The sequence below is a fragment of the Serratia ureilytica genome (genome assembly GCF_013375155.1).
Taxonomy (GTDB): Bacteria; Pseudomonadota; Gammaproteobacteria; order Enterobacterales; family Enterobacteriaceae; genus Serratia; species Serratia ureilytica.
Window position 1 is genome coordinate 133,224 of the sequence record NZ_JABXOF010000007.1, and the last position, 11,241, is coordinate 144,464.

The following is an 11,241-nucleotide window of genomic DNA, read 5'->3' on the forward strand; positions in this document are numbered from 1 at the left end:
GTAACCGGCGATGAGCAATGTGCCAACAGAATTGAAATACGCATCTTCCCACGAGTGGGTTCGTGCAGAAGGTAACGGCGTTTACACCGTAGGCATCACCGAACATGCGCAGGAACTGCTGGGCGATATGGTGTTTGTCGATCTGCCGGAAGTGGGCCGCAGCGTCGCCGCCGGTGAAGATTGCGCCGTGGCGGAATCCGTCAAGGCGGCATCGGACATTTACGCGCCAATCAGCGGCGAAATCGTGGCGGTGAACGGCGAGCTGGAAAGCTCTCCGGAACTGGTGAACAGCGAACCTTACGGTGACGGCTTCCTGTTCCAGATTAAAGCCTCCGACGAAGGCGAGCTGGCGAACCTGCTGGACGCCGCAGCTTATCAGGCCTCGATCGACGAGTAATCGTGACCACGCCCCAGGCCTTTCGGCCGGGGCGTTTTAGTTACCGTTCAAGCTATATCCCGTATCACGCAAGCATTCAGGAATTTGTAGCAATGACTCAGACACTCAGCCAACTCGAACACAGCGAAGCGTTCATTGAACGCCACATCGGCTCTTCTGCGGAACAACGCCAGGAGTTGCTGGCAGCGGTGGGCGCTCGCTCGCTCAGCGCGCTGATCCAACAGATTGTGCCGGCGGACATTCAGCTGCCGGGGCCGCCGCCGGTCGGCGACGCGGCGACCGAACATCAGGCGTTGGCTGAGCTGAAGGCGATCGCCTCGCAGAATCAGCGCTACAAATCCTATATCGGCATGGGCTACAGCGCCGTGCTGACGCCGCCGGTGATCCTGCGCAACATGCTGGAAAACCCGGGCTGGTACACCGCTTATACCCCCTATCAGCCGGAAGTGTCGCAGGGCCGTCTGGAAGCGCTGCTGAACTTCCAGACCGTGACCCTCGATCTGACCGGTCTGGATCTGGCCTCCGCTTCGCTGCTGGATGAAGCGACCGCCGCCGCCGAGGCGATGGCGTTGGCCAAACGCGCCAGCAAGCTGAAAGACGCCAACCGTTTCTTCGTGGCTGACGACGTGCATCCGCAAACGCTGGACGTGGTGCGCACCCGCGCCGAAACCTTCGGCTTCGACGTCATCGTCGATAAAGCGGAAAAAGTGCTGGAGCTGGACGGCGTGTTCGGCGTGCTGCTGCAGCAGGTGGGCACTACCGGTGAACTGCACGACTACAGCGCGCTGCTGGCCGAACTGAAATCGCGCAAAATCATCACCAGCGTGGCCGCCGACATCATGGCCCTGGTGCTGCTGACCGCGCCGGGCAAGCAGGGCGCCGACGTGGTGTTCGGCTCCGCGCAGCGCTTCGGCGTGCCGATGGGCTACGGCGGCCCGCACGCCGCCTTCTTCGCCTGCCGCGACGAGTTCAAGCGTTCGATGCCGGGCCGCATTATCGGCGTTTCCCGCGATGCCGCCGGCAACACCGCGCTGCGCATGGCGATGCAGACTCGCGAGCAACATATCCGCCGCGAGAAAGCCAACTCGAATATCTGTACCTCGCAGGTGCTGCTGGCCAACATCGCCAGCCTGTACGCGGTGTATCACGGTCCGCAAGGCCTGCAGCGCATCGCCGGGCGCATCAATCGCCTGACCGACATTCTGGCCGCCGGGCTGCAGAAGGCCGGCCTGACGCTGCGTCACCACACCTGGTTCGACACCCTGACCGTCGAAGTGAAGGACAAGGCCGCCGTGCTGGAGCGCGCGCTGAGCTTCGGCATCAACCTGCGTACCGACATTCACGGCGCCGTCGGCATCACGCTGGATGAAGCCACCTCGCGTGAAGACGTGCAAACGCTGTTCGCACTGCTGGCCGGCGACAATCACGGTCTGGACATCGACGCGTTGGACGCGGCGGTGAGCAAAAACAGCCAATCGATCCCGGCCGCCATGCTGCGCCAGGATCCGATCCTGACCCACCCGGTATTCAACCGCTATCACAGCGAAACCGAGATGATGCGTTACATGCATCGCTTGGAGCGCAAGGATCTGGCGCTGAACCAGGCGATGATCCCGCTGGGTTCCTGCACCATGAAATTGAACGCCGCGGCGGAAATGATCCCGATCACCTGGCCTGAATTCTCAGAGTTGCATCCGTTCTGCCCGCCAGAGCAGGCGGCCGGTTACCAGCAGATGATCGGCCAACTGTCCCAGTGGCTGGTGCAGCTGACCGGCTATGACGCGGTGTGCATGCAGCCGAACTCCGGCGCGCAGGGCGAATACGCCGGCCTGCTGGCGATCCGCCGCTACCACGAAAGCCGCAACGAAGCGGGCCGCCACGTCTGTCTGATCCCGAGCTCGGCACACGGCACCAACCCGGCCTCCGCCCAGATGGCGGGCATGAGCGTGGTGGTGGTGGCCTGCGACAAGAACGGCAACATCGATCTGCACGATCTGCGCGTTAAGGCGGAGCAGGCAGGCGAAGAACTCTCTTGCATCATGGTGACCTACCCGTCGACCCACGGCGTGTATGAAGAAACCATCCGTGAAGTGTGCCAGATCGTGCATCAGTTCGGCGGTCAGGTGTATCTGGATGGCGCCAACATGAACGCCCAGGTGGGCATCACCACGCCAGGCTACATCGGCGCGGATGTTTCGCACCTCAACCTGCATAAGACCTTCTGCATCCCGCACGGCGGCGGCGGCCCGGGCATGGGCCCGATCGGCGTGAAAGCACACCTGGCGCCGTTCGTGCCGGGCCACAGCGTGGTGCAGATCGACGGCGTGACCACCCAGCAGGGCGCGGTCTCCGCGGCGCCGTTCGGCAGCGCCTCCATCTTGCCTATCAGCTGGATGTACATCCGCATGATGGGCGCGGAGGGCCTGAAGCAGGCCAGCCAGATGGCGATCCTGAACGCCAACTACATCGCCACCCGTTTGAAAGACGCGTACCCGATTCTGTATACCGGCCGCGATCACCGCGTGGCGCACGAATGTATCCTCGATATTCGTCCGCTGAAGGAAGAGACCGGCATCAGCGAAATGGACATCGCCAAGCGCCTGATCGACTTCGGTTTCCATGCCCCGACCATGTCGTTCCCGGTGGCGGGCACGCTGATGGTCGAGCCGACCGAATCGGAAAGCAAGGTGGAGCTGGATCGCTTTATCGATGCGATGCTGGCGATCCGCAGCGAAATCGACCGCGTCGCCAAGGGCGAATGGCCGCTGGAAGACAACCCGCTGGTGAATGCGCCGCACGTGCAGGCGGAGCTGGTCAACGACTGGCAGCATCCGTACAGCCGCGAACTGGCGGTGTTCCCGGTGGCCGGCGTACGCGAGAACAAGTACTGGCCGAGCGTTAAGCGTCTGGACGACGTGTACGGCGACCGTAACCTGTTCTGCTCTTGCGTGCCGATGAGCGATTACGAATAACACGTTCGGCAAAGTTTGTGTTCGGGGGACACCGCATCATGCGGTGTCCCTTTTTATTTTATAGCGGCCTATTCTTTCCTTTACGTTCCCACGATTTGAGGAGTCACCATGCAAGCGGCAATCGTAACAGCGCTGGGGCAACCCCCGGTTTTCGGCACCTTTGAGGAGCCTCAGGCGCAGGCGAATGAAGTGCCGATCGACGTTCTGGCGGCCGGCATCAAACAGCTGGATCGCGCCACCGTCGCCGGCACCCACTATTCCAGCCCGAAGCAATTGCCGATCGTGCCCGGCACCGATGGCGTTGGCCGTACGGCGGACGGGCAACGGGTGTACTTCGCCTCTTTCCGTCGCCCTTACGGCGCGATGGCAGAGCGCAGCGTCGCGTCCTGGACGGTGCCGGTGCCGGCGACGGTGGACGACGCCACGGCGGCCGCGCTGATCAATCCGGCCTTCGCCGCCTGGCTGCCGCTGCGCTGGCGGGCGGATCTGCAGCCCGGTGAAACGGTGCTGATCATCGGCGCTACCGGTACCTCAGGCAAGCTGGCGGTCGCGGCGGCGCGTCAGGCGGGGGCCGGACGCATTGTTGCCGCCGGCCGTCGACTGAGCGTGCTGGAAGCGTTGGGTGTAGACGCCACGGTGGATCTGAGCCTGCAGGGCGAGGCGCTGACGCAGGCCTTCGCGGCGGCGGCGGGGCCGGGCGGTTATCAGGTGATCGTCGATTACATCTGGGGCCCGGCGACGGAAGCGCTGCTGGCAACGCTCAACAATCACGATCTCTCGTCTTACGCCGGCGGACGCGGCATTCGCTTGGTCAACGTCGGTTCGATGGCCGCGCCGGACATCCGGCTGCCGGCGGCGGTGTTGCGCAGCAATCAGCTGCAGATCCTCGGCAGCGGCACCGGCAACTTTCCGCCGATCCCGGAGATGCAGCGCTACGCGACCGAGATTTTGGCGCTGGCGGCGACCGGAGCGCTCACTATCGAGACGCAGGAGCACGCGTTGGCGGAGATCGCCGAGGTGTGGGATCTGAACAAGAAAAGCGACGTGCGTTCGGTGATGCGCATCGCCCGTTAACCCCGGCCGCTAGCGGCAAGGGCAGACCAGGTGAATGTCTTCCGGCTCACGGGCGAACAATTCGGTATCCGGCTGTTCGATGAGCCGGCAGCCCTGCGCCAGATAGAAGTCTACGGTGCTTTTATTGGGGATGGAGGAGACATACAGCCCGGCGGCGCCGTCTTGCGCCGCCTGACGCAGGCAGAGCTGGAACAGCTGCCTGCCTAACCCCTGGCCGCGTTTGTGCGCGCTGACGTAAAAGAACAGCAGCTGGCGCAGATCCCGCTGTGGGCCGCGCGGCTCGGTGTCCAGCGCCGCCGCCGCCACGATCTCCTCGCCTTCGAACAGCGCGAAGAACGCGCCGCCGCGATCGAAGCACGCTGCGTGGATTGGCGTATAGGTTTCCCGATCGTGCGGATCCCAGCCGCGCACGTCGTAGTACTCCGCATAGGATTGCAACTTGCCGTCCTGTAGGCGATACAGAGTGTCGATAATTTCGCTGCGGTCGATATCCCATAGCCGGTCGAGTTGCTGCCGTTGCAGCAGAACAGGGGCAATCATGGTCGTGGTTCACTCTCAGTCTGTGGCCGATAACTTTCCGGCAAATCGATGATGAAGCCGATGCCGCGATCGTCAAGGCCTTCGGTAACGCGCAGCTGCGCGCCGATTTTGTCGGCCAGGTTTCGGGCGATGGCCAATCCGAGCCCGCTGCCGGTTTGCTGCGTGCCGGGCACGCGGTAAAAGCGTTCAAACAGGCGGGAATGATGTTCTTCGCTCACCCCCGGGCCGTTATCGCGTAACGTAATATAGCAGCCGAGCGGCGCCAGCGAGCGGATATTGGCCTCGATGCGGCTGCCGGGCGGCGCGTACTTGAGCGCGTTATCCAGCAGGTTGGTGAAGATGGCGATCAGCGCATGGCGGTCGGTACTCACCACCACATCCTCGCTGCCGTCGAGCGACAGTTCGACATCTTTCTCCAGCGCATAGGGGACGTGCTGTGCGATGCATTTGCCGATCTCCGCATAGATATCCACCGCCTCAATCTTCAGCGGAAAATCTTCCGCCTCCAGCTTGGCCAGGTTGATCAGCTGGCGTGACAGCGACGCCGCGCGATCCAGCCCTTGCTGCATGTCGCCGATGATTTCCCGGCGCTCCTGCTGCTCGCTGACCTGGGTCAGCAAATGTAGCTGCGCCAGCACGGCGGCGATCGGCGTGCGCAGCTCGTGCGCGGCGTCGGCCATAAAGCGTTTCTCGCGCTGATTGGCCGCGTCGATGCGCGCCATCAGTTTGTTGACCTCCATCACCACCGGCCGGATTTCCTGATACTGCTCACTGACGTTGAGCGGCGACAGGTTGCCAGGCTGGCGATCGGAAATGGTGCGGGCGATCTGGCGCAATGGCCGCAGGCTGAAGTAGGCGGTAAACAGCAAGGTAATGATGATCGCCGCCAGAATGCCCAACAGCGGTACGGCGGTGCTTTCCGCCGGGTTGCCGAACAGCGTGGTGCGATCGTTGAAAGACTCGCCGACGATCACCCGGTACTGGCGCTTTTCGCTCCAGCTGCCGGCAAGGTGCCAGTTGGCGCCGGCGTAATTGACGGAGCCGGACAGCACCGAAGGCGGCAGACGCAGCGGTTCTCCCTGCGTTTGCGAACTGTAAAGCACCCGGCTGTCCCGATCGTAAACCACAAACAGCGGGTGATAGTCGATTTCATCCTGCATGCCGTTATTGATGGAATCAATGTACATGCCTTCAATGGTTTTGATGATGCCGCGGTAATCGATATTATCGGTGCCGGTTTCATCGAGAATATTGGCGATGCCTGCGGCGACGATGCGTTGCTGGTTATCGAAATATTTCTCCATGTCGGGGTAATACCAGTACTTCACCCAGGCGACGAGGATCCCCCACAATAATAAAATGGCCAGGACCTGGAAAATAATGGTGCGCATAAAGAAGGATTTGAAACCGATCATCCCGCTACTCTTTCTTCAGCAAATAGCCAATGCCGCGTACGGTAATGATTCTTTCTTTACCAATCTTGCGGCGTAAATTATGCATGTGTACTTCCAGCGAGTTGCTTTCCACGCTATCGCCGTGGCCGAACAGCCGCTGTTCCAACACCGCTTTGCGCACCACGGTGCCGGCGCAGCGCATCAGTTCGTGCAGCAGGTGATACTCTTTTTTCGACAGCATCAGCAGTTCGTTATCCAGCATGACCTGATGGTTGACCGGATCGAGATACAGCGCGCCGAGGCTCCAGGTTTGAGACGCGAAGCCCGCCATGCGCCGGTTGACTGCCTTGACGCGCGAGATGAGTTCGGGCAGCGCGAAAGGTTTGGCCAGAAAGTCGTCCGCGCCGGAGTCGAGGCTGTTCACCAGGCTCTCGATGCGATCGCGGGCGGTCAGGATGATGATCGGGATATTCTGTCCGGCGGCGCGCCAGGCGATCAGCTTCTGCAAACCGTCGCCGTCCGGCAGCGTGAGATCCAACAGCATCAAATCGAACCCGCCGGGTGAAAGTTTATTTTCCGCGTCGGTGAGCAGGCGCACCCAGCACAAATTAAAGCCGGCCAGCTCCAATGCTCGGCACAGCGCCTTGCCTAATTGCAGGTCGTCTTCCACCAACAGTATATTCACGTTATTTCCGCTGAGAGCCTTGAGTCGCGATTATCTAACTATAACGCTGGCGGGAAGACAACGAGGAAAACCGCTCTGCCTACGCGTTCTTAAGCAAACCTTAATCTGGCTTTAATCTCGCGTTAAGGGAACGGGGGGGAATTTCAGTTATTTTGCTGCCATTCGAAATCATGGCTGAGGGAGCGAAACATGCAGACTGAAGGTTTCCCGAACGCGGGCGCCTCGCGGCGGCTGATGTATTCAGGCGTGGCGATACTGCTCGTTCTGTTGATGCTGTCTTTTCGCGGTGATGCGCAGAGCCATAGCCACGGCGGCCATCATGCTTCCGCTTTGCAGCGGGTGCATCAGGCGGCGGCGACGGACGCTTACGGCTGCGCCAAGTCGCGCATTAAAAAGCAGCTGCGCCGCCTGGCTCAGCTTTGAAGCGTTTTTTAGGGCGCCGCTCTATACTCTGACGGGCAAACGGAAGGCCTGTGCGCAGGCCGTTGTCGACATCGCCAACCAGAGAAAAAATACGATGATGAAAGTGGCATTGGTGACCGGCGCAAGCCGGGGAATTGGCCGCGCGACCGCTTTGCTGCTGGCCCGGCAGGGCTATGCGGTGGGCGTGAATTACCTGCGCGACGAAAGTGCGGCGCGGCAGGTGGTGGCGGAGATTGAGGCGCAGGGCGGCAAGGCGCTGGCGCTGCAGGCCGACGTGGCCGATGAAGCGCAGGTGATGGCGATGTTCAGGGCGCTGGATGCCGGGCTGGGCACGCTTAGCGCGCTGGTCAACAACGCCGGCATTCTGTTCCGGCAGGCGAACATTGAACAGTTGACCGCCGAGCGCATCAATAAGGTGCTCGGCACCAACGTCACCGGGTATTTCTTGTGTTGCCGCGAGGCGGTGAAGCGCATGGCGCGGCGCCATGGCGGGCAGGGCGGCGCTATCGTCAACGTTTCCTCCGCGGCGTCCCGGTTGGGGGCCGCGGGGGAATACGTCGATTACGCCGCCTCGAAAGGCGCCGTCGATACCCTGACCATCGGGTTATCGCGCGAGGTGGCGGCGCAGGGCATCCGCGTCAACGGCGTGCGGCCCGGATTCATCTATACCGAGATGCACGCCAGCGGCGGCGAACCCGGCCGGGTGGATCGCGTGAAGGACAGTTTACCGATGCAGCGCGGCGGCCAGCCGCAGGAAGTGGCGGAGGCGATCGCCTGGCTGCTGTCTGACGCCGCGTCTTATGTGACCGGCACCTTTATCGAGGCCGCAGGCGGGCGTTGAACGCATCCGGAGAATTTTGACATCCCTTCGGAGGTGATGTATTTTGATTAAATAACAACCAAAATGTAGTTACAAAAATGTATGTTTATTTTGAATGGAATCAGGATAAAAATCACAGTAACCAGCGCAAACACCGTGTCAGTTTTGAGATAGCGCAACGGGTTTTTCTGGATCCCAACCATTTGGCTGTGCTGGAAAGGATCGAGGATGGAGAAGAACGTTGGCAAACGATCGGTATGGTCGGATCCTGTTTGCTGTTGCTGGTGGCACATACGACGATCGAAACGGATGTCGAAGGCGATACAGTAGAGATCGTGCGTATCATTTCAGCACGCAAGGCCGATGCCAAAGAGAGGGGAAGATATGAAGCGCAAAAATTCCGCCAAAAATCTGGCCCATAGCGTACTCCCGCCGTTGACGGAGGAGCAGAAAGCGCAAATTGCTTCACTGAGTGCGTTGCCGGACGAGGGAATCGATTATGCCGATGCGCCGGCGCTGGGGGAAGAAACGTGGCAGACTGCGGTTCAGGGGCGTTTTTATAAGCCGATGAAAGTATCAAAAACCATCCGAATCGATGCGGATGTGTTGGCTTGGCTTCAGCGACCAGGCAAAGGCTATCAGAAACGCCTGAACGCCGTGTTGCGTGAGGCGATGTTGAAAGAGCATGAGCACGAGGAATAATTTGTGTCAGGCGGCTAACGATCCGGTGAGATTCTCACCGGATTTTTTTTGCTGTTTTTTCAGGTAATGCGTTATCAACGCTGGCTGTCTCCTTGCGGCGCTCGGTCAAAACCACACAAACGGTCATTAACGGTCATGCCGCGGAACGTGGAATTGTGACCGTTTACCGTTTCTCTCCTGTCTGTCTCAGGCGGTCGCGCATCATAACTGTCTGTTACTCCACACTTTCGTAATTATTCATTTCATTTCCTTCCCGATTTTTTTGACAACTATCACAGCGCGATCGTTGACCGATCGCGGGGCGATGCGCTTTGCGTCTGCGCGCAAAACGCGGCGCGGCAAATCGATATCGTAATCATCGTCGTGGAGGAGAAAAGAAACATGCTGCCTGTAGAACGTCATCGCTTTATTACCGAAGTCTTGAGCCAGCGCGGCCGCGTGATGGTGCAGGAGGTGGCGCAGCTGTGCCACATCTCTATCGAGACGGCGCGGCGTGATCTGGCCCTGCTGGAACGGCGCGGCCTGCTGCTGCGCAGCCACGGCGGCGCGGTCTTCGTCGAGCCGCCGGCGGTGGAAAAAACCTATGTGCCCGCCGAGATAGATCAGGGGGAGTCCTTCCGCCAGCGCAGCAATGAGTCGCCGGAGCAGAAGACGCGCATCGCCAAACGCGCGCTGGAGTTTATCGCGCCGGGGGATTGCCTGCTGCTGGACAGCAGCTCCACCAGCTGGTTTTTGGCGCGCCAGCTGCCGGATATCTCGCTGGTGGTGCTGACCAACTCGCTGCACATCATCCAGACGCTGGCCTGCAAGGCCAACGTGCGCACCATCGGGCTGGGGGGCGAGTATTCCGCCAAGTACGAGGATTTTATCGGCGTGCTGGCGGAGCAGATGCTGAAAGAGTTCGTGATCAACAAGCTGTTTTTCTCCTGCCACGGCATTTGCCAGGACGGCGGCATCCGCGAGAGCAATGAGCACCATGCGCGGCTGAAGCAACAGATGCTGCTGGCCTCGGAGCGCAAGTTCCTGCTGGTGGACAGCAACAAGTTCGGCCGCCGCTCGTTCGCCCGCATTTGCCATTACCGGGAAATAGATACGCTGATCACCGACAGGCTTGGCGATGACGAGTTTCGTCAGGAATTGGCCTGGAACAACGTCGATGTGATTGAAGTTTCACCCGCCGCGAAAAGGGCGGCGCGATAACAACAACGAAAACCTTTTATTACAGCCAACACTTGTGGAGAGAGAACAATGAAAAAATCCGTACTGGTCGGTCTGTTTGCCTCGCTGCTGCTGTCGGTCTCCGCGCAGGCGGCGGACAAGCTGAAAATGGGCGTGGTGGTGAAGATCGGCGGCATTCCCTGGTTCAACGCCATGGAGGCCGGCATCAAAAGCGAGAGCGCCAAACGCGGCATCGACGCCTGGATGGTCGGGCCGACGGCGGCGGATCCGGCGCTGCAGGTGCGCGCCATCGAGGATCTGATCGCGCAGAAGGTGGACATCATCGGCGTGGTGCCGAACGACGCCCGGGTGCTGGAGCCGGTGCTCAAGCGCGCGCAGGAGGCGGGCATCAAGGTGATCGTGCACGAGTCCCCCGGCCAGAAGTACGCCGACTGGGATTTTGAGCTGGTGGACGCCTCGCAGCACGGGGTCAACCACATGAAAGCGCTGGCCGCCTGCATGAAAGAGCAGGGCAAGTACGCGGTATACGTCGGCAGCCTGACGGTGCCGCTGCACATCACCTGGTCGGACTCGGCCATCAATTACCAGAAGCAGCACTACCCGAACATGCAGCTGGTGGGCGACAAGTTCGGCGTGGGGGAATCGCTGGATGACAGCGTGCGCACCACCAACGATCTGATGGCCAAATATCCCGATCTGAAAGGCGTGCTGGCGTTCGGTTCGCAGGGGCCGATCGGCGCCGGGCGCGCGGTGCTCAACCGCGGCAAAAGCAACGATATCTGCGTCATCGGGCCGTTCAGCCCAGGGCAGGGCGCTTCGCTGGTCAATCGCGGCGCCATCAAGGGCGGTTATATCTGGAACCCGATGGTGGCGGGCGAAGTGTTCGTGCGCATCGCCGACATGATGCACAAGGGCGAAAAAATCACCGATGGCATGACCATCGAAGGCATGGGCAAGGTGCAGGTGGATGCGCAGCAGCACACCATTCTCGGCAATGCCACCGAAAGCCTGGATAAGCAAAACCTGCCGAAGCTGGTGAAGATGGGGCTGTAATC

The 11,241-nt window shown here is 60.7% G+C and carries 12 protein-coding genes; 9 read left to right on the forward strand and 3 right to left on the reverse strand.

Annotated features, from left to right (window positions below; all coding sequences use genetic code 11):
- Positions 1–10 precede the first annotated feature (10 nt).
- From gcvH to HWW83_RS14325, 3 genes are all read left to right on the forward strand, one after another.
- Positions 11–397 (forward strand): glycine cleavage system protein GcvH, encoded by a 387-nt coding sequence (gene gcvH, locus HWW83_RS14315; protein WP_025304150.1) that lies wholly within the window; start codon positions 11–13, stop codon positions 395–397.
- A 92-nt stretch (positions 398–489) separates the two neighbouring features.
- The gene (gcvP, locus tag HWW83_RS14320) at positions 490–3,369 is read left to right on the forward strand and encodes an aminomethyl-transferring glycine dehydrogenase (protein WP_046687760.1); all 2,880 of its coding nucleotides are present in this window, start codon (positions 490–492) and stop codon (positions 3,367–3,369) included.
- Positions 3,370–3,477: 108 nt separating this feature from the next.
- On the forward strand, positions 3,478–4,443 hold the full coding sequence (locus HWW83_RS14325; protein ID WP_033652179.1) for a quinone oxidoreductase family protein: 966 nt from the start codon (positions 3,478–3,480) through the stop codon (positions 4,441–4,443).
- Between the two features lie 9 nt (positions 4,444–4,452).
- Here HWW83_RS14325 and HWW83_RS14330 read toward each other — a convergent pair whose 3' ends face one another.
- From HWW83_RS14330 to HWW83_RS14340, 3 genes are read right to left on the reverse strand one after another with little or no spacing between them, the layout of a single operon-like run.
- The gene (locus HWW83_RS14330) at positions 4,453–4,980 is read right to left on the reverse strand and encodes a GNAT family N-acetyltransferase (RefSeq protein WP_052752719.1); all 528 of its coding nucleotides are present in this window, start codon (positions 4,978–4,980) and stop codon (positions 4,453–4,455) included.
- The gene (locus HWW83_RS14335) at positions 4,980–6,398 is read right to left on the reverse strand and encodes an ATP-binding protein (protein ID WP_060660280.1); all 1,419 of its coding nucleotides are present in this window, start codon (positions 6,396–6,398) and stop codon (positions 4,980–4,982) included. Before HWW83_RS14335 ends, HWW83_RS14330 begins: the two co-directional genes overlap by 1 nt.
- A 4-nt stretch (positions 6,399–6,402) precedes the next feature.
- A complete protein-coding gene (locus HWW83_RS14340; protein WP_033652176.1) occupies positions 6,403–7,062 on the reverse strand; it encodes a response regulator in 660 nt (219 codons plus the stop codon).
- Positions 7,063–7,251: 189 nt separating this feature from the next.
- Between HWW83_RS14340 and HWW83_RS14345 the strand changes: the two genes are divergently transcribed.
- From HWW83_RS14345 to HWW83_RS14370, 6 genes are all read left to right on the forward strand, one after another.
- Positions 7,252–7,485 (forward strand): hypothetical protein, encoded by a 234-nt coding sequence (locus HWW83_RS14345; RefSeq protein ID WP_033644758.1) that lies wholly within the window; start codon positions 7,252–7,254, stop codon positions 7,483–7,485.
- Positions 7,486–7,582: 97 nt separating this feature from the next.
- Positions 7,583–8,326, forward strand: coding sequence for an SDR family oxidoreductase (locus HWW83_RS14350; protein ID WP_176589399.1), 744 nt, complete (start codon positions 7,583–7,585; stop codon positions 8,324–8,326).
- A 77-nt stretch (positions 8,327–8,403) separates the two neighbouring features.
- Positions 8,404–8,727 (forward strand): BrnT family toxin, encoded by a 324-nt coding sequence (locus HWW83_RS14355; RefSeq protein ID WP_071845113.1) that lies wholly within the window; start codon positions 8,404–8,406, stop codon positions 8,725–8,727.
- Positions 8,690–9,007 (forward strand): BrnA antitoxin family protein, encoded by a 318-nt coding sequence (locus HWW83_RS14360; RefSeq protein WP_016929995.1) that lies wholly within the window; start codon positions 8,690–8,692, stop codon positions 9,005–9,007. Before HWW83_RS14355 ends, HWW83_RS14360 begins: the two co-directional genes overlap by 38 nt.
- 381 nt (positions 9,008–9,388) lie before the next feature.
- The gene (locus tag HWW83_RS14365; RefSeq protein WP_033644759.1) at positions 9,389–10,207 is read left to right on the forward strand and encodes a DeoR/GlpR family DNA-binding transcription regulator; all 819 of its coding nucleotides are present in this window, start codon (positions 9,389–9,391) and stop codon (positions 10,205–10,207) included.
- Positions 10,208–10,255: 48 nt separating this feature from the next.
- Positions 10,256–11,239, forward strand: a complete 984-nt coding sequence (locus HWW83_RS14370) for a substrate-binding domain-containing protein (RefSeq protein ID WP_025304134.1) — start codon at positions 10,256–10,258, stop codon at positions 11,237–11,239.
- The last annotated feature ends 2 nt before the right edge of the window (positions 11,240–11,241 follow it).